The organism is Paenibacillus fonticola DSM 21315 (assembly GCF_000381905.1).
Lineage (GTDB): Bacteria > Bacillota > Bacilli > Paenibacillales > Paenibacillaceae > Fontibacillus > Fontibacillus fonticola.
Genome location: NZ_KB907289.1, coordinates 19,038 through 38,226 on the forward strand (window position 1 = coordinate 19,038; position 19,189 = coordinate 38,226).

Below are 19,189 nucleotides of genomic sequence, written 5' to 3' on the forward strand. Positions count from 1 at the left end.
ATTATGGATTTACTTGATGATGTACTGAAATTGGTAACCAAATTCGCCATTATTGGCGGCGGCCTTTGGCTGGTATGGGGCGTTGTCGTTCTGGCCGGCGGATTAAAAGATAAGAATGGCCCTGCTTTGCAGTCCGGGATCTGGCAAATTGTCGGCGGAGGAATGATCATTGCTGCAGCAGCTCTCTTTGCGAACGTTACAGCAGCCTAAACAACTCAAATAGATATTGGGGGAGGCTGGTTGCTGCTGGCCGCCCCTTTTTTATGACTGCAGAGGAGTTGGTGCTAAGTTGACAGATGCCATTTTAGAGGTGTTGAAGTGGATCAATGATATGCTGCTGGGCATGGCGACAGAGGGTTCAGATCTAACCGGGACGCTGAATGCATTTATGCCTGAACTTTATAAATATTGCGTTACGATTATGGATAATGTGGTGAAGCCAGTGGCCTACACGGTGCTAGCCTTGTTTTTCGTCCTTGAATTGTACAAGGCGAGCATCCGCACGGACGGCATGGGGGGCAGCGCCAACAATTTAGGGGCGGAAATTGTATTTCGTGTCCTGTTCAGGATGGTGCTGTGCAAGCTTGCGGTAGATAGCGTTTCGCTGATCCTGAATGCTATATATGATGCTACCACCCATCTCACTACGGGGATTGCGGGTGTAGTAGGGAGCAGCACTCCGTCCGGCGGGATTGATCTCGCTGCCATAGAACCGATGATTGATGAATTGGGCTTTTGGAAGCAGCTGGTCACTTTAATTATTTGCATGATTATATTTTTGGTCGTACTCGTGGCCGTCACGATATCTTACATTATCATCGTAGCCCGGTTTATCGAGTTGTATGTTTATTTCACCATATCACCGATACCTCTTGCCACTTTGCCTAACGAAGAAATGTCCCAGATCGGCAAGAGCTTCCTGAAATCATTTGCAGCGGTGTGCCTGCAGGGGACGCTTATTTTTCTCGTTCTATCGTTCCTGCCGGCCATATTCAATGCGATGGCTTCGGGAGCAGATAATTATGCGAACCTTTGGGGCAGCCTCATCGGTGTATTGGGATATGCGATTGTTCTAATCATAGCCATAATGTCGACCGGAAGATGGGCAAAGGCAATATCTAACGCGATGTAGGATAGGAGGGGGCAAGTTGGCCATTGAAGTCAGAATACCTAAAGAAATTACGGAGTATAAGGAAAAGATTTTATTCGGCCTGTCCATCCGGCAGCTTATATGTTTCAGTGCCGCCATTGTACTGTCCATCGGCTCTTATATGCTGCTGACTAAGGTGTTCTATCTATCGATGGACGCGGCAAGCTATGTCATTATTATCGAATCGATTCCCTTGATGGCCATTGGTTTCGTGAAGAAAAACGGCTTTCCATTTGAAAAGTATTTTGCATTGTTTCTAAGGCACAGGATTGGCCGAAATAAACTACTGTATCGAACGGAGCTGTTGATTGACAAAATTACTGACCCCAATAAGGAATCAGAAAGGAAATCGAAATATGCTTGGATTTTTGAAAAAGAAGAAGGTGCAGTCAGCGGACAGCCAAAACCAAACCGAAGAGAGCAAAAGCTCAACAAAACCATCAGAGAGTGCGAAATCTTTACGGTTACAAAAGCAGGCCGCAAAGCAAAGAGCAAAGCAGCAATCCGAAAAATTAAGAAAGCTCGACAGGACTATAGAGCAGCAAAACGCAGACTTAAGAAAGAGGCTAAAGAAAGAAGCCGCTCCGAAATCGGTTCAACAGCAAATTAAATATAAGCGAATGTTTGAGGACGGTATCTGCGAAATTGTTGAAGGGCTGTACAGCAAGACGTTCAAATTTTCCGACATTAACTATCAGACGGCCAAACGCGAAGAACAAGTAGACATTTTTAGCCGTTATTGCGAAGCATTGAATTATTGCGATCCTTCGGTCATGCTGCAGATCACTATTTTGAACCGACGGATCGACAAGGATGTGTTCAAACAAAATATGTTCTCTACTTTTACCGGGGACGCTCTTGATGAATACCGCAGAGAAATGAACTCGATGCTTGCGGACAAAGCGCTGGAAGGACAGAACAGTATTTTGCGGGAGAAGTACTTAACCTTTTCCACGTATGCAACGGCGTATCATACAGCAATACCTATTCTGGCGAGACTCGAAACGGATCTGGTCGGACATTTCAAGGCTCTTGGCTGCGAGACCCAAACCTTATCCGGGATGGAACGGCTGGAGCTTCTACATAATCAATTGAGGCCGGATGAGCGGTTTATGTTTACATATGATCATCTTATTGAGAGCAGCTTGACTACGAAGGATGCGATTGCACCGGACAGTCTGAACTTTGCGGAAAAAGATATTTTCGAGTTTGGAAATTACTCGGGGCAAGTACTTTATTTGAAAGACCTGCCGCCTGACTTGTCGGATAAGCTCATCTCCGAGCTGTCAGACCTGCCCATCGATATGACCGTGACCATACACATCAAAAGTGTGGAGCAGGACAAGGCTTTTTCACTTGTGAAACAAAAAATCAGCTTCATGGAACAGCAAAAAATCGATGAGCAAAAAAAGGCGCTCAAAGCCGGTTATGACGTCGATATGATTCCATACGAGTTAAGGTATAGCTTGAATGAAGCGGAAGAATTGCTTGACGATTTACAGAACAAGAACCAGCGGATGTTCAAGGTCACATTGACCGTCTACACCTTTTCGGAAGATGTGGATACGTTAAACGATAATGTTTATCAAATTATGGCGACCGCCCGCAAAAACAATTGCAAAATGTCACGGTTGGACTACCTGCAGCGTGAAGCGATGAACAGCGTCATGCCCGTCGGCCGCAATCATGTGGAGATTGAACGTACACTGACGACCGCCAGTACGGCCATCTTTATCCCTTTTACGACACAGGAGCTGTTTCAAAATGGCGGGATGTACTATGGATTAAACGCGTTATCCCGCAACCTGATCTTCTTTGACCGGAAGACGCTGAAGGCGCCCAATGGCGTCATTCTCGGTACGCCGGGGAGCGGTAAATCTTTCGCCGCCAAGCGGGAAATGGTTAACGTATTGCTCAATGACCCGAACTCCGAAGTGCTCATCATTGACCCGGAGCGGGAATATACATCGCTGGCGCAAGGCTTTGACGGTGAAGTCATTCATATTTCGGCCGGCAGCAAGGCTCACATCAATCCGCTGGATATTACGATGGACTATGCGGACGAGGATGATCCGATTTTGCTTAAAGCAGAATTTGTGTTGTCGCTATGCGAACTGCTTGTCGGCGGGAAGCAGGGCTTGACGGCCGCGCAAAAGACGGTCATTGACCGGGCATGTAAGCTTACATATCAGCCTCATTTCATGAATCCGGCCAAAAACCCGGTGCCTACGCTGAAAGATTTTTACCAGACGCTCTTGAATCAGCCGGAGCAGGAGGCGCAGAGCCTGGCTTTGTCCTTGGAATTGTATATTAACGGTACACTCTCTGTATTTTCCCATCCGACAAATGTCGATACCCAAAAACGGCTTGTTGTATACGATATTCGTGATTTGGGCAAGCAGCTGCGGACAATGGGAATGCTGATTGTTTTGGACCAGATATGGAACCGGATTACTCAGAACCGGGCGATTGGGAAAAGAACCTGGATCTATATCGATGAATTCCAGCTGCTGCTAGTGAATGAATATTGCGCGAACTATTTCTTCGAATTATGGTCACGGGCAAGAAAATGGGGAGCGATCCCGACGGGAATTACTCAAAACGTGGAGACCTTGCTGCTATCTGATCTTGCCCGCCGCATGTTGTCCAACAGTGACTTCATCATGATGCTGAATCAGGCGACATCGGACCGGATGGAACTAGCAGGGCTGCTGAACATCAGTAACAAACAGCTGTCTTATGTAACGAATAGTGAAGCCGGGCATGGACTATTGTTTGCCGGAAAGAGCATTATTCCGTTTATCGATAATTTCCCTAGGGAGACACAACTGTACAGAATGATGACCACGAAGATCGAAGAAGTGATTGAAGCAAATGAGAGCAAGGACAATGAAGAAGCCGGTGAAGATGTCGGATAAAGGCAGATTCATACAGTGGCAGATTCCTATTGTAAGAAACTCGTGCAACGGTAGATTCATACTATGGAAGATTCATGCAACGGCAGCTTCATATGAAGGCACATTTATGCCAAGTTAGAGCATTCAAAGGGGGAGGAAGGTATGAATAAGGTATTCAGGGTGGTTGATAGCAACCAAGCTATTCATGAGGATAAAACCGGTATTCATAAGGAAGCCGTCCGCACCTCTTTGAATCATTCTGTGAAAGACCAGATGATCAAGACGCGCCATTATACGGGTGGACGCAGGGCAACGAGGACCGCAGGATCAGCCGGGAGTTACCGGAAATACAAAAGCTTCAAGAGCAGCGGTGCAAGCAACGACACCCGGCAAGAGGACGGTTATTCAGCCGAGTCATCCCCTAACAAGGCGGGTGAATCCCCGAGGACAGCCCGCCGCTATTCTACTAATAATAATAGAAATAGAGGGAACAGCATCGGCGGAGCTTCGGCCGGAGCCCCCGTAGCCGGAACAATCCATACGTTGATTAACCCCGACAAGAGCGGGATGAACAGCACCCTGGTAAATGATGCATTCGGGGAAACTGTGATCAAAAAGATGATCAATGCGACTGCATCTGAAGCGCACCAGCATAAAGTATCTGGAACACAGGAATCTAAAGGAATCATCCGATCCGCAGGCCGCTCATTATCGAGGGGGATTCAATCGGCAGTAGTGGATGAGGATCAAGATATGGCGGGGAAAACACGTCAGCAAGCATCCAAATACGGTTATCGGGCAGGCAAATATTCGGTCAAGGCTGGCAAAAACGCTGCGAGGGGAGCGTATCGGTTTGCCAGATACTCCAGGCAGCTATCCAAGGAAGTGCGTGCAGGCAACCTTACGGGCAAGGAAGCAAATTTATTGAGACTTAGGCGGGGAGCAGGCTCTCTATACACCGGCATGGCCTCCATCGGCAAAGTTGTTAAAGCTGAGGCAGTCAAGGGAGTTCAAGAATTCGAAGGCTCGGACGATCTGGGGATTCAGGCTTTCACCAAATCAAGAGATGCCATATTAAAAACGAAGCGCACTGTGCATACGGGAAGAAGAACAGCGAAGTCCGTCAAAACCGGCGTCAAGGGAACGGCAAGAATGGTGCAAAAGAGTGCGATCAAAGTACAACAGGCAGCCAAATATATCGCTGCCGTAGCTAGAAAGGCTGTTGCCAATCCCGTATTTGTGAAAGCCGCCGGTCTGCTGGCTTGTATTATTTTCGTTGCGGCCCTGGTCATGAGCGTTGCGTCAGCGGTTTCTTCGATTATTCCTGCGATTTCACTGAAAAGCGAGGATAAGGAGCTTACCAAAACATATAAATATGTTACCGAGCTGGATGCAAGATTGACGAAAGAAATACAGGACATCCCTAAAGAGACTCGAAATGTCGATCAGTTTCATTACTATGTGAACGGGTATGAAGTTAATCCTGCAAGTATCGTTTTCTCCACCGAAGCTGATTTGATCCTGTTATTTTTTGATACGAAATATGATGACTACGCTTTTGATAAGTGGATATACGGCCTTTTTGGAGGAACCAACGTTCAGTCGGAGGTCGATAAACTCCATAATACCCTTTACAACTATACGACGGAAAGATGGAAAGAGGAAATCGAGCATACAGGCACCGATGAGAACGGAGAATCGTATAGCTACACTGAAACCATTTGGCATCTGGACGTTAACATACATATGGAAAGCTTCAGTACATACTTGAACAGGAACATAGACACCCTGCTTAGCAAAGACGAGCAGTCCAGAATGGAAGCCTTGCAAACCGTTGGAGTTTACACTGTCAAAAAAGAACTCGGCAACCCGTTCAAGGATAAGCCCTGGGGGATTTCATCCCGCTTTGGCTGGCGGTTGCATCCGATCTCAGGCGAGCTGTCAGAGCATAATGGGATTGACATCGCCATGGAAGGCGGTACGCCTATTAATAATGTGTTGTACGGCAAAGTGACTACCGTCGCTTATGATGAAAACGGGTACGGCAACTACGTAGTTGTAACCTGGGGCGAAAGAGAAGTGCTGTACGCTCATATGAGCAGCGTTGCCGTATCGGCAGGACAGACGATCCTTAAAGGGGACATCGTTGGATATGTCGGCAGCACAGGCAGCAGTACCGGAAACCACCTTCATATTGAATATAAGAAAAAAGGATATCTTCTAAATCCTCAATTTTACCTGGATGGAGCAACGGCTGGAGCTGGCATACCAAGCGAGGGTTATTCTGATCTGATCGCGTATGCCGAACAGTATTTGGGTTTGCCGTATCTGTTTGGCGGTTCTGCACCGCCTAGATTCGATTGCTCCGGATTTATATGCTGGGTTTACACGAACTCCGGAACCCGCAACTTGCCGCGGACGACAGCGCAGGGAATTTACAACCAGACTACCCCGATTAGGGAGAGCGAGGCTCAGCCGGGGGATCTTGTATTTTTCCATAATACGTATGACAGTCCGAATCCAATTACACACGTTGGAATCTATGTAGGGAATGGGCAGATGCTCCATGCGGGAGACCCGATCCAGTACACATCGTTCCATACTTCCTATTGGCAAAAGTATAATCCGGTGTTTGGAAGATTGAAATAACTTTCCAAGATATATAGGAGGCGCATTATGCATCACAATAAGAAATCAATTTTACTTATATTTATAGCAGCTGTATTCCTAGTAATCATTACCGCATGCTCCAAGGGGAGCAGCTCCAAAATTGTCGGCACCTGGTATAGCGACCGCCCGGATAACGATATCCTTACCTTATCCAAAGAGGGAAGGTACACTTCTTCGGTATGGCTTGCACCAGGAGCCTATACGGTAGAGGGCGATGTACTTCGGCTTACTGACTCCTTCGGTACAACGAAGGAATTGCTTATCCAATCGCATGAATCTGGACAGGTGCTATTTTATGAGAATGAGCCGCTGTCGCGTACTTACTTCTCATCGCAGGAACTAGCCCAGGAAAGCCTGGAGGCCAACAAGCCGAAGGAGCTAACTCCAGAAGAGCTTCAGACATTGGTGGCTGGGGAGATCATCCCGGGGGAGTGGATTAGTTACGATGAGAGCACCGATCTTGTGATTACGGATAAGGAGATAACCCTGAATTATCATGGAGCAAAATTGAAAAGCGGAGAACTCATCGGTGCTGAAACTGTCTTGTATTCTTATGTTATCAAAGAGATAACACAAACACTGGATATGTTAACGAAATTAACTATCTTGTAAAGATGGATTTGACAGAAATAGGTGGTGAGCATATTTATAGAATCAATACAATGAGAATTACTAAAAATAAATCTGGTTCTTATAGATTTGCCACTAACTCTTTTCCATATAGCGTTGCATTTGATAAAGTCAGCCCTGCTGAGTAATTGGAGGTGAAGAGCTGTTGGCTTATCAATTAGTAGACGGAGTATACAAATACACCGAAAGCCCAAGCAAGGAAGCAGTCGCATGGCAGGGATACGACGATTTCCCCGGTATCGATCAATATAAAGATACAATCATCAAGGCTGGAACCGAATTGGTTAAATTGGAGCCTTCCAGGTCAGGGTACTTTACGACCCGCGAAGTGTATGAGAGTCTTAGAAAAGAAGGAAAAGTGTCAGCGATTGAAATGAGCGAAGGCTTGCAGGTGGCGCCTTGGATGAACCCAAGAACCAATCAGTATGAATACAGGTCTAAAGTTTCTTTTACGGTTTTGGAACACGATATCGTGGCAGCTTACGGAGAACAAACTTTGGCTAACCAGGAGTATGGCGAAGGCAAATTTGTTCAAATTTACATAGCAGGCTATGATGGTGTCAACAGAGAGAATAATGAAAGTTTTGGGCTGAAGGAGATTGGCAGTGAAGAGCTGAGTGATAATGTTATTAGTAAACAAGAATGGGGAATTATTCAAGATAAACATGAACAACATTTACTAAAACGTGATCTGTTTTGTTATCAGAAATGTAAAGATGATTTGTCTGCTCTGATGTATGAAACCAGTGATGCTAGTGTAAGAGATTTCTGTGAAACACAATTACAAGAAATAAATTCATGTATTAGTGAATACACAGAAGACATAGAACAAAGCAACGAGATTATCGGCCTTTTAAATGCCCCTACTTATGATGAGAAGAATAGTTATCTTAATAGTAAAACAATATATAGAGAGAGCGGAGAACAAACTGAGAAGAAAATAGATGAATTAAACAAGAATCTAATGAAAAAAATTGAAGGAGAGTTACTTAAACCCGCTGATCAAAGAAAAATGAAAGTCGACCAACTGCTACAGCCATATAATTTGAATCATTTTATTCAAGTTAGCAGAAAAATTTGTAATCTGGAAGCTGAAATGAATCATATTAATTCAACATCATCTATAGTCAGGCGAATGGAGTTATTCAAAAAGTGTTCATCTTTGTTAGACATGCAAAAGGATATCATTAGAAATAATACAGGACTTAGTAAAATTAATATTATTTCCTTAGCAAAAGGCTCGGTCATAGAAAGATAAATTGAGGGAGGATGTAATAATGATTGATTTAACAACAGGAAGATTTGTTTTAAGAGAAGGAGTCGAATTATTTCCAGGTATGACACGAAAGGAATTCTTCGAGTCTCCCTTATATAAAACGGAATTATTTCATGAATCGGATAAAGATGACCTGAAGAATTACAGTTATTTTTTAAAAACACAAAACATCGATGGTTTTGAAATGAGTATTAATATTGTTGTTTCTAGCTATGATTATGTAACAAGAATTGAACTTACGCGCCCGGATTTTTACAATTGGCCGGATTGGCCAACCGATGTTACAGAAGAGGATTATGCTTACGCCATCAAAAAATATAACGATGAATTCCTCCAGCATCAAGTTCAGGGAAGTATACGTGAAGGAAACGAAATAAGCTTCAGAAGTAGCTGGGGTTCTATAACTTCTTCCATCAATTTAAGGCATACGCCTAAAGTAATGATCACTATTCGCTATAGGGAAGTTCCATTTCTAAAAGCGAAAGGTATGACATTTGGACATATCGATATTTTCGGAAATACAAATCACAATAAATGAAACTGATAGTTTATTGAGATCTTTCGAAAGGGGCTTTTAATGATCGACTTAACAACAGGAAGATTTGTATTAAAAGAAGGAGTCGAATTATATCCGGGCATGACAAGGGAGGATTTCTTCAAGTCCCCCTTATATCAAACGGAATTGTATCATGAATCAGATAAGGATAATCCCAAGAAACCCAATTACTTTTTAAAGACCCAAATGATAGATGGGTTTGAAATGAGTATCAACATCCATGTTTCACATTATAATTATGTCGATGAAATAAAACTTACGCGCCCGGATTTTTACGATTGGCCGGATTGGCCAACTGATGTTACAGAAGAGGATTACGCTTACGCCATTAAAAAATATAATGATGAATTCTTGCAGCATCAAATCCAAGGGAATCATCGAGAAAGCAATGAACTGTGGTTCCAATATGATTGGGGCTCCATAACTTCTTCCATCAATTTAAGGCATTCGCCCAAGGTGATGATCACTATTCGGTATAGGGAAGTCCCCTTTTTAGAAGCGAAGGGTATAAGATTTGATCATATCGATATTTACGGAGATAACGACTAGAAGAAGTGAACCTAGGAACGTTGATCGCAAGTTGATCGCAAATGATTTACTGAGGAGGAGAATATGCAGCATCGTACAAAGGCAATATTTATCGCTGCTGTCGCGGCGTTAGCCGTTATCGTCCTGCTTGTGGTGGCCATCATCAAAAATGGGAGAGATAACATTACGAATGATGCCCAAAGCACTGGCCTCAATGCAGGCGTTAATGAAGGAATTAACGCAGACCTTAATGCAGGAATCAATTCAGAAGGTAATGCAGGTGAAACTGCTGGTTTAATTGACGCGGCGGAAGCTGATGCCACCGCCAATACCATGCAAGCTGTGAAGGACAGCAACGGTGAGGTCAAAGTGATAGGCACTTGGTATAGCGACCGCTCGGATAAGGATACAATCACATTTTCTGACGATGGAAGCTACATTTCGTCCGCTTGGCTGGCTCCTGGCCAATATGAGGTTAAGGGGGAGGTCATTACCCTGACCGACACTTTCGGCACGGCCAAGGAATTCATCGTAAAAACGCAGGGCGCGGCAATCGTACTTTTTTCAGATAATAAGACCTATTCGCATACATACTATATGACCGAAGAACTGGCTGAGCAAAGCTTGAAGGGGAAACAACCCGATGGCGGGACGCTGCAGGAATACTACAGGGAGACCATTAACCAGCTTCTTCCCGGAAGCTGGATTAGTACCGACGAAACGACGGAGGTTGTTTTCTCCGCCCAAGGCTTCATTGTAAAAGATTATGAGGGGAAATTAAAAAAGGCAGATAAGAACGCCGTACCTAAGGCTAATTATGCATTTACCATCACGGAGATCACTTCTACAGAATCCCACTATCTCGTCACGATGGACGTCACCGATCTCGATCACAAGCAAACCTTCACTTTAGAACACATCAAAATCTTCGAGAACGAAGCAGGTTCATACACACTTTATAACAAATCTTTTCCTTATGCAGATACGTTGGATAAGTCGGGACCGGTAGCCATAAGCGGTTCTTTGACAGATCCCAACCGGTATAAAGGAAAGGTGACAGTGGTGCCGAACGTGGTCACTGAGGAAGAAAGAGCCGCTATCAAAAAAGGCTTCATTGGAACGTGGAAAGGATCGGTTGATCCGGCAAGGGACGGGAATGTGCTGCATCAGACCTATGTTTTTAAATCAGACGGGACCTATTCGATGTCTTACGAAGGCCATAAAGAAACTGGAACCTACAAGCTGAAACATGATTACGAAGACGATCTCTTTCCCCATACACTTATTTTGACTACTGGGGGGACGACAGCAGAGAAAATATTTAATTATAATGAAAGCGATAAGATCATTAGATTCTATGACATGAAGATGCCCGAGCTAAAGAAACAATAATCATCGATGCAGCAGGCCATGACGACCTGCCGAAAAGGACGGAAAATCATATGAAAATTCATTATTTTCAAAGATACCACTCTAAAGAAAATGTCACGACGGGAAATGCCATGCTGCTGCTATCGAGGCTGTATCATTTTTCGTCCAGTAAATTTCATACGTTCATTAAAAGTTTAGTTGGCGGCGATATCCAAAATTTCGAAACGGGCATTATTTTTGATATGCAAATTAAAAGCAAGGGTTCTGTGCCGGATGGGCAAATCAAGCAGAACAGTTTCAATGTTGTCATTGAAACCAAACTGGGCAAGGATTTCGACATCAACCAGGTGAAACAACACCTGAAGACTTTCAAGGAAGAGGATTATCAAGTTATGCTCACGCTTAGCCCCTATCCGCTGTCAACGCAGCAGGAGACGGAAATTCGGCAGGCGATTGAGACCGAGAACCAAACATTTCATAAAAATATAAAGCATGTGCATTCCACATTTGAACGCATCATTTCATTAGTAAGCGATGTGATAGATGAGCGCGACTATGAATTCAACGATATTCTTAACGACTACAGGGAATATTGTTCGCATGAAGGTCTGTTGTCCAATCGCGACCAGATGATGAGAACAGTCCCGGTAGGCAGGACCTATGATGATAATTTAAAATACAAGCTATACTACGATCCCGCAGCCAGAGGATATTCAGAGCATGGATATATCGCGCTGTATAAGGAGAAAGCGATTAAAGCCGTCGGTAAAATCGTCAACATTGTTGAAGCCGATGAAGTGAACGGGCAGCTAATCGTTAAATCGCAAACCGCTGCCCTCACTCCAGAGCAACAGAATAATATTCTGGAAGCCATTAACAGTTCCCGGGGATATGGGTGGAAGGTGGAGAAGGATCATAAGTTTTTCTGTGTGGATGAATTTGTGGAAACCAACTTTGCCAAAGCAAGCAAATATCCTTTGCAGGGAACGAAATTTTTTAATATAGAGGAACTGCTTGGCCCTACAGCCGAAAAATCATCACGCAATATCGCAAAATTGTTAGACGGCGAAGCGTGGCATTAATCATATTACAAACCTCCCTATTACGCAGGGGAGGTTTTGTAATTTTCCAGAGTAATCTCCTTATTGCACAGGTCATCGAAGTAATCCTCGTGATCAATAAAAATACAGATGCTGTCCTTGAATTCGGTAGCAAGGAGATTTCTTATCCATTGCTTGGCAGCAACGTCCAAATGAGCAGCGATCTCATCAAACAAAAAGATGTGTGCATCCCTTAGTAGAGCCCGGGCAATCGCAATACGCTGAATTTCCCCTCCAGAGAGCTGGCTGCCGTTCTCCCCGATGGCGGCATCCGGCTTGTCCTTCATTTTGGCGATCGTCTTCTCCAGTCCCGTTAGATGAATTACTTTGTCGAGCTTCGCTTCATCGGCGTGTTCCATGCCGTATTTAATGTTGTTTTCAATCGTGTCATTGAACAGAAATATTTTCTGTGAAACGACAGCAACGCGCTGTCTTAATGATTTTCGGGAGATCTCTTTGATGTTCATATCGTTCAGCAGAATATCCCCTTCTGTACAATCGTACAAACCCATAAGCAATCTGAAAATGGTCGTTTTCCCTGTGCCGTTCTCTCCCTTGATCATAAGCCGGTCGCCCCTCCCCAATCTGAAGGAAAGATCACGGAAAAGCGTTGCCCCCTGCGTATATCCAAAGCCTGTACGGAGGAAAGCTACGCTGTGAATATCACCGATTTGCGGCTTGCCGGCATCCTGCTCATCTTCGATCGTTTCCTCAAGAAAGATTTTAAGCCGCTGCAAGCTGATCAGAGCGGGCTGCAGCGTGAGGGCAGTGCTGGAAATGGTTTGAATAGGCGTATACAGCTTGGGTGAATAGCTTAGAAAAATCATATACACCCCGATCGTCAAGCTGCCGTTGATGATCCACGGTCCGCTGGCGATAATCAACAGCACCGTTGAAAGGGAGCCGAGGAGGATCAACAGTTCCAGGCCCAGTGAATAATGAAGGGACTGCCTTACATTGGCTTTCATTAAGCTTTGCGTAGCTGCATTGATTTGCTGCGCTTCCTTATCCTCCAGCGACAGGTTTTTGACCTCTTCAATCCCGCTGACCGATTGCTGGATTTTGCTGTTGAGCTGTGCGCTTTTCTCGGCAATTTCTTTGGTGATTTTAGCGATGGACCCCATCAGCCGGGTGGAAATCAAATAGTATAGTGGAATGAGCAAGCACATAATCAGAGTTAACGGAACGCTGTACAGAAACAAAATTACGAGCACGCCCGCTAACTCAAAAAAACCGAGCACGCTTTTAAAAGTATTGGCTGAAAATAGCCCGGTTAAATGGTTCACTTCATTTAACCGGGAGGTAATATAGCCGCTCTCTTTATAGTTATAGAAATCTAAGGGATACTTGAACAATTTCTGTGAAATCTCTTCTCTGATATTGTAAATAATTCCCTGACTCATCCTAGTAAATATAAAAGTGGAAATATAGTTCAAAATGCTCCTGCATATATAGACGGCGCCCAGAAGCAAGCCATAGCCCAGCACGATCCTGTAATTGTTCCCCAGCAGGCCATCATCAAATATCCGCTGGATTAGAAAAGCCGGAATCAAGCCTATTAAAGTGAGAACAATTAAAATAAGAAAAGCTCCAGCCATTTGGCGTTTAAACAGCCTGCTATATTTCCAAATCAATCGCAGGTTATTCCGCATAATACGTTCTCCATCTTCTGTTTTAGATTAATTTCATTTTATAACCAGTTGTTAAAGGATGCCTATGATAAAAATGACAATATATTATGGTGACTTAGGAATGATTAGGGCTGCAGCGGTTTATCTTTATGATCTTCAACCCAATAATCGTAGTATTCATTTACCCATGTGGAACCGTCGAAATATTCAACATTTTTAACACAAGCAATGATTTTTACTATTTTGGATTCAAACAATTCCCACTTTTTATTGCTTCCGTGTTTTTCTCCAGGTTGTATCGTAGCTTCAGCAACCCCCTCTCTTAAAAAAGACTCGTTCAGCAAACCGAATTTGACAGGATAGTTATCTTTATCAAATCCCATGTACCCGATTCTATACTTTTTAACGACTTTATCCGTGTTGTTCTGGACGATCACTTGGGCCATTTGATCAAATATATAGTCATCTACAATCCGCGTTTCTACAACGCTAAGCTCTTGATTCGCCTTTAATTCTTCTACTTTTTCCTTGCGTTCCACCGCCAGCTTTTCCTTATTCTGATTTTCGTAGACCGATTTTTTTGCCGCCAGCTCCGAGTCGTTTGGCATAATGTCTAGCGCATCATTGATGGCAGAAATTGCGTGCTCAAACTGTTGTTCGGAAGCAAGCTGCTGTGCATCGCTCAAGACGGCCGCTTGGTAATCAGACGATGCTTTGCGGATCAGTTCCTGGGCTTGATCATATTGAGGATCGGAGTCGATCACCTTGGTGAATTCCATAATCGCTCCCTTCATGTTCTGATTTTGCATCAGCTCTTCCCCTGATTTAAATGCGACCCTCGAATCATTAAGATCGTTCATCTCCGCTTGAGCCGCACTAACTTCTGCGGTAAGAAGGTTCGTCTTCTTAATCGCTTCTAGTCTGCTTGCTGCCGCATTGAAATCCGCCTTTTTGTTAATGAAGTCTTGTTTGATTTGCCCGATTTCCGCTTGCAGAAAGGCCACAACCTCTGTTTCCTTATTCAGATCCCCCTTGATTTCATTCACATAAACTTCAATAGCCTCTCCATATTTGTTGTCCTGTATTGCATTTTTAAAAGTACTCACGGAATTATTTCTTTGGGAAAAAATGAAAAACAGCACGCCTGCAACAATCACAATTGCAAGAGCACCGCCCATAATTAGCCATTTCATTTTATTCGTTTTTAATTTTCCGCTTGAATCCGGGCTGCCGACTTTTGCCCCGCATTTTTTGCAAAACAAACTGTCCTCCTGCAGCGGCATCCCGCATTTTTTACAATCCATCATTAAACTCCCTTTCATTGTGTAGTTGTGGAAAAATAGGCAAAATATATAATTCAACAAATATTTGCTTAATCCTTCTAGGTGTTCATTCCAACTGGAAACAATTCATTTACAAATTTGAGAAATTTTATTTATAACACTCGTTTATACTAAGCAAGCATACTGCACCTGGAAATTAACTGAAAAGGGGAAATACACTTTGTGTGGATTCGTATCCATTTTTAATAAAAATCAGGTTCCTGTAGACCCTGGAGAGCTCTTTAATATGACGAACGTAATTGCCCATCGCGGACCAGACGATGAAGGGATATTTGTGGAAGAGCATATCGGCCTGAGATTCAGACGCTTGAGCATGCTTGACCTTGAGCAGGGGGCACAGCCAATGGGAAATCAGACTCAAGAAGTGTGGGTCGTGTTCAATGGCGAGATTTATAATTATCAAGAGCTGAAGCAGTCGTTGGCGGCTAAAGGCCATGTATTTTATACACGATCAGATACAGAAGTATTGTTACGGTTATATGAGGAAGTGGGAACGGAATGTCCGAAATATTTGCGAGGCATGTTTGCTTTTACGATTTGGGATAAAAGACAACAGCTGATGTTTTCCGCCCGTGATCATTTTGGCGTTAAGCCGCTATATTATAGCGATACTCCTCGGGGATATATTATCGGTTCGGAGATCAAATCGTTCTTCGCCACAGAACAATGCGCGCGCGAGGTAGACGAAGATGCACTATATCATTATTTGACATTTCAGTACGTGCCCGAGCCTGCCACGATGTTCAAGTCGATCAACAAGCTGAAGGCGGGGCACGCGATGACGATTACGCAAAAAGGCCTTACGATCCACCCCTACTTTGAAGTGCAGTTTAATCCGGACGAAGCCCGGTCTTTTGGGGATTTAGTTGAGGAAGCCCGGGCGGTTATCACCGAATCGGTCCGTCTGCACAGAAACTCGGATACGAAGCGGGGGACGTTTTTATCCGGAGGAATTGACTCCAGTGGCTTAGCTGCGCTGCTGCATAACTTGGAGAACCCAAACCTTCTCCGTCGGATTTGATCTATCCGGCTATAGCGAATTGGACGAGGCCCGGAGAACAGCCCAATATTTAGGAACGGAGCATCACGAGATATGCATTGGCGCGAAGGAATATATGGACGTGCTGCCTTCGTTGATGTGGCATATGGACGAACCGGTGGCCGATCCGTCTGCCGTAGGGCTGTACTTCGTATCTAAGTTGGCAAGCCAGCATGTGAAGATGGTGTTTTCAGGTGAAGGAGCGGACGAGTTTTTTGGAGGTTATAACATTTATCGTGAACCGCATTCGCTGCGTTTTTTTGATAAAATACCGGGTGATATGAGGCGCATGATCGGTTATTTGGCCATGCTTATGCCGCAAGGAATGAAAGGGAAGAGCTTCTTGGAACGAGGGAGCCAGCCGCTTGAGCAGCGATTTTTTGGCAATGCCAAAATTTTTATGGATAAGGAGAAAAAGAAGCTGCTCACCCGGAGGTGGATGGAATCCGGCGGAATTGTGCCATCGACCTCTATTACGGCACCGCTGTATAATAATGCCTCGGGGTATGATCCGGTTACCAAAATGCAGTATATCGACATCCATACCTGGCTGCGGGGCAATATTCTAATGAAGGCGGATAAAATGTCCATGGCGAATTCGCTCGAACTGCGAGTCCCGTATGTCGATACGGAAGTGTTTAAATTTGCGGCTGCGCTTCCGGCAAAGTACAAAGTTACGCCACAGGCGACAAAGATGCTGTTCCGCCATGCGATGAAGGGCATTGTGCCTGCGGCAGTGGAGGGCAGGAGGAAGCTGGGATTCCCTGTACCGACCAGAGTATGGTTAAGAAACGAATGGTACGATTGGGCCAAACAGCTGATTGTTACCGCTGATGTTGGACAATGGCTGGATAAGACCTATGTCTTGCAACTGCTTGAGATGCACAAAAAGGGGGAAATAGATGCCAGCCGTAAATTATGGACGGTGCTGATGTTTATGCTATGGCACCAGATTTATATTGAACAGGTGTATTCTTTTCAGCTTCCTGTCAGGGGAGAGCTGGTAAGGGGAAGTTTAGTCAAGCATCCTTAGAGGGGCTAAAGGCTGTAGATTATGGTAAGCTTGTGTATAGCATTTTATCATTTTACTTCATGAATATTTATTCAGGAGAGGAAATTATGGCATATCAAAATATAGACGGTGTACGGGTTTGGGGAAAGCCGGATGAAGGTGCGCTTGTACAAGCTAAAATGTGCGCTGCCACGGGCCGGGTCATTCAATCGCTGTTGATGGCGGATCATCATAAAGGATACAGCCAGCCGATCGGCGGGGTCGTCGTGTATGACGGGCAAATTTCTCCCTCCGGTGTCGGTTACGATATCGCCTGCGGGAATAAGGCAGTGCGGACGAATATGTACGCGAGAGACATAAAGCAAAGACTGGGCAAGATTATGGATGAGATTGCCGGTAAAATTTCATTTGGCATTGGCCGGGTCAATCGGGACAGATTGGATCATGAGCTGTTCGATGACCCGGATTGGGCCGTTTTTCAGGCGATCGGCCGGCAGGAGCATGATAAGCTGAAAGCGCTGGCCCGCGATCAGTTGGGCACGGTTGGCAGCGGCAACCATTTCGTCGATTTATTCGAAGAAAAGGATACAGGCCGGCTGTGGGTGGGCAACCATTTTGGAAGCCGCGGGTTTGGGCATAAGACGGCCAGCGGATTTCTAAATCTGGCAGCGAACAGACCATTTCTGGGTAAAGCACCCGGCGAGACGATGGATCAGTCTCCGGTGCTGTTGGACTTGAGCAGTGAGCTTGGCGAGATGTATTATCGCGCGATGAAGCTGGCTGGAAGTTATGCTTATGCAGGCAGAGACTATGTTATGCAGGAAGTGTTGGCGATTCTGGGAGCCGAAGCGGATTTCGAGGTGCATAATCATCATAATTATGCCTGGAAGGAGACGCATAACGGGAAGGACGTCATTATTGTCCGAAAGGGAGCGACCCCTTCCGCACCTGGGCAACTGGGCTTTATCGGCGGCAGCATGGGGGACATTTCTGTAATCGTCAAAGGCAAGGATACGGCGGAGAATCGTGACGCTTATTATAGTACTGTGCATGGAGCGGGGCGCATAATGAGCCGGACCCAGGCGGCGGGCAAAATGAACTGGAAAACCCGTACACGAAGCGGCGGCCAAATTACCGCCAAAAAGATGCGGGATGCCGTACGGGACTTCGGCGTTGAGCTTCGCGGTGCGGGTACTGACGAGAGCCCCTTCGTGTATCGCAAGCTGCAGGACGTATTGGAGGCTCATCAGGAGACGATCGAGGTACTGCATGTGCTGAAGCCGATCGGCGTATGTATGGCGGGAGCGGACGAGTTCGATCCGTATAAAGACTGAGTTATTATGATACAAGCTGCGGAATTATTCCCGCGGCTTTTTTTCATTTTTTAGGATTTAGCCAGTTGAGTGCGTGAAACGCGCGAAGCAAAAAACGACCCGCTATGAACTGCACCCCCAATATGTTAGATGGTGTCTAACATTAGGGGTGCAGTTCAGGACGGGTGGTCATGATTTATTTACCCGAAAATTACAGTGAAAGCCCCAGGCCTGAAAATAACGCCTATATTGTCCTTCACCCTGCAGAATTTACAGATTTCTGCATCCTATACTAAGTATTTACGAATGGCCACGGAGTCACGCAGGAAGTCACGCTGGAAAACCACGTTTCTTCGGTTTTGGAGAATGTTATTCCTTGCAAAGATTGGATTTAGTCATCAGCGACTGTTGTTTGATTCTAGCTATGATGAACGATAAACAGACAGCCCTCCACATTGCTACATCTCGTAGGTTAAAATGGAAAGTGGAAAGACCAACCATTTCAGAGCTACATAGCAAAGGAGAGCTGATACTATGCAGTCTATCACAAAATTCGTCGGTTTAGATGTATCCAAAGAAAAAATTTCGGTGGCCATTGCGGATTCAACCGGGGAAGCCCCTCGCTATTACGGGAGCATTCCACATTCGGCGGCGGCACTTCGTAAACTCATCA

16 protein-coding genes are annotated in these 19,189 nt (G+C 44.9%); 14 read left to right on the top strand and 2 right to left on the bottom strand.

All coding sequences use genetic code 11. From position 1 onward, the window contains the following. The first annotated feature begins 3 nt into the window (after positions 1-3). The 11 genes from G358_RS0127925 (at position 4) to G358_RS0127975 (ending at position 12,160) form a co-directional block, all read left to right on the top strand. Positions 4-210, top strand: a complete 207-nt coding sequence (locus tag G358_RS0127925; RefSeq protein WP_019640568.1) for a hypothetical protein — start codon at positions 4-6, stop codon at positions 208-210. Positions 211-289: 79 nt separating this feature from the next. Continuing rightward, on the top strand, positions 290-1,132 hold the full coding sequence (locus G358_RS0127930) for a VirB6/TrbL-like conjugal transfer protein, CD1112 family (RefSeq protein ID WP_019640569.1): 843 nt from the start codon (positions 290-292) through the stop codon (positions 1,130-1,132). Positions 1,133-1,148: 16 nt separating this feature from the next. Then, complete coding sequence (locus G358_RS33750) at positions 1,149-1,760, top strand: PrgI family protein (protein ID WP_019640570.1); 612 nt, start codon at positions 1,149-1,151, stop codon at positions 1,758-1,760. Positions 1,761-1,770: 10 nt separating this feature from the next. Then, on the top strand, positions 1,771-4,068 hold the full coding sequence (locus G358_RS0127940; RefSeq protein WP_019640571.1) for a VirB4-like conjugal transfer ATPase, CD1110 family: 2,298 nt from the start codon (positions 1,771-1,773) through the stop codon (positions 4,066-4,068). Positions 4,069-4,209: 141 nt separating this feature from the next. Next, positions 4,210-6,696 (top strand): NlpC/P60 family protein, encoded by a 2,487-nt coding sequence (locus G358_RS0127945; protein ID WP_019640572.1) that lies wholly within the window; start codon positions 4,210-4,212, stop codon positions 6,694-6,696. 27 nt (positions 6,697-6,723) lie between these two features. After that, the gene (locus G358_RS0127950) at positions 6,724-7,329 is read left to right on the top strand and encodes a hypothetical protein (RefSeq protein ID WP_019640573.1); all 606 of its coding nucleotides are present in this window, start codon (positions 6,724-6,726) and stop codon (positions 7,327-7,329) included. A 163-nt stretch (positions 7,330-7,492) separates the two neighbouring features. Continuing rightward, on the top strand, positions 7,493-8,605 hold the full coding sequence (locus G358_RS0127955) for a hypothetical protein (protein ID WP_019640574.1): 1,113 nt from the start codon (positions 7,493-7,495) through the stop codon (positions 8,603-8,605). A gap of 19 nt (positions 8,606-8,624) precedes the next feature. Next, on the top strand, positions 8,625-9,161 hold the full coding sequence (locus tag G358_RS0127960) for a hypothetical protein (RefSeq protein ID WP_019640575.1): 537 nt from the start codon (positions 8,625-8,627) through the stop codon (positions 9,159-9,161). Positions 9,162-9,200: 39 nt separating this feature from the next. Beyond that, positions 9,201-9,728 (top strand): hypothetical protein, encoded by a 528-nt coding sequence (locus G358_RS0127965; protein ID WP_019640576.1) that lies wholly within the window; start codon positions 9,201-9,203, stop codon positions 9,726-9,728. Positions 9,729-9,791: 63 nt separating this feature from the next. Further along, positions 9,792-11,099, top strand: coding sequence for a hypothetical protein (locus G358_RS0127970; protein ID WP_019640577.1), 1,308 nt, complete (start codon positions 9,792-9,794; stop codon positions 11,097-11,099). A 50-nt stretch (positions 11,100-11,149) separates the two neighbouring features. Next, a complete protein-coding gene (locus tag G358_RS0127975; RefSeq protein ID WP_019640578.1) occupies positions 11,150-12,160 on the top strand; it encodes a hypothetical protein in 1,011 nt (336 codons plus the stop codon). A gap of 20 nt (positions 12,161-12,180) precedes the next feature. Here G358_RS0127975 and G358_RS0127980 read toward each other — a convergent pair whose 3' ends face one another. Together G358_RS0127980 and G358_RS0127985 are read right to left on the bottom strand one after the other, a co-directional pair. After that, positions 12,181-13,830 (bottom strand): ABC transporter ATP-binding protein, encoded by a 1,650-nt coding sequence (locus G358_RS0127980; RefSeq protein ID WP_019640579.1) that lies wholly within the window; start codon positions 13,828-13,830, stop codon positions 12,181-12,183. A 104-nt stretch (positions 13,831-13,934) separates the two neighbouring features. Further along, the gene (locus G358_RS0127985; RefSeq protein ID WP_420836077.1) at positions 13,935-15,131 is read right to left on the bottom strand and encodes a DUF5780 domain-containing protein; all 1,197 of its coding nucleotides are present in this window, start codon (positions 15,129-15,131) and stop codon (positions 13,935-13,937) included. Positions 15,132-15,312: 181 nt separating this feature from the next. On the opposite strand from G358_RS0127985, the gene asnB reads away from it, so the two are divergent. The 3 genes from asnB (at position 15,313) to G358_RS0127995 (ending at position 18,537) form a co-directional block, all read left to right on the top strand. After that, the gene (gene asnB / locus G358_RS34335) at positions 15,313-16,173 is read left to right on the top strand and encodes an asparagine synthase (glutamine-hydrolyzing) (protein WP_051107743.1); all 861 of its coding nucleotides are present in this window, start codon (positions 15,313-15,315) and stop codon (positions 16,171-16,173) included. Between the two features lie 19 nt (positions 16,174-16,192). Beyond that, entirely contained in the window at positions 16,193-17,224 is a 1,032-nt protein-coding gene (locus G358_RS34340; protein WP_276203579.1) for an asparagine synthetase B family protein, read from the top strand. Positions 17,225-17,310: 86 nt separating this feature from the next. Next, on the top strand, positions 17,311-18,537 hold the full coding sequence (locus tag G358_RS0127995) for an RtcB family protein (protein WP_019640582.1): 1,227 nt from the start codon (positions 17,311-17,313) through the stop codon (positions 18,535-18,537). The last annotated feature ends 652 nt before the right edge of the window (positions 18,538-19,189 follow it).